This is a genomic window from Acinetobacter sp. UBA6720, assembly GCF_002454215.1.
Taxonomy (GTDB): domain Bacteria; phylum Pseudomonadota; class Gammaproteobacteria; order Pseudomonadales; family Moraxellaceae; genus Acinetobacter.
The window spans coordinates 714-1,016 of the sequence record NZ_DKIK01000137.1 but is presented as its reverse complement, the minus strand read 5'-3'; the positions used below and the strand labels follow the sequence as shown (position 1 = coordinate 1,016).

Below are 303 nucleotides of genomic sequence, written 5' to 3'. Positions count from 1 at the left end.
GATAAGACAATTGGCGCACCGCAGAAATAATCGACTTTGTGTTCAGCGATATATTTAAAAATTAAAACTGGATCAACTCGACGTAAGCAAATATTGGTACCGCCACTGGCAGCAATTGACCATGCAAAACACCAACCATTACAGTGAAATAGTGGTAGTGTCCATAGATAAACCGCACGAGGTTTCATACCGCATGCCAAAATATTACTGGCCGCATTCAGATAAGCACCACGATGGTGATAAACCACACCTTTTGGATTGCCTGTGGTGCCTGAAGTATAATTCAGACTAATCGCATCCCAT

1 protein-coding gene is annotated in these 303 nt (G+C 42.2%); it reads right to left on the bottom strand.

The features are described from left to right. Positions 1-303: AMP-binding protein (locus tag B4F08_RS11680; RefSeq protein ID WP_291374445.1), on the bottom strand; the 303-nt coding region annotated here is incomplete at both ends.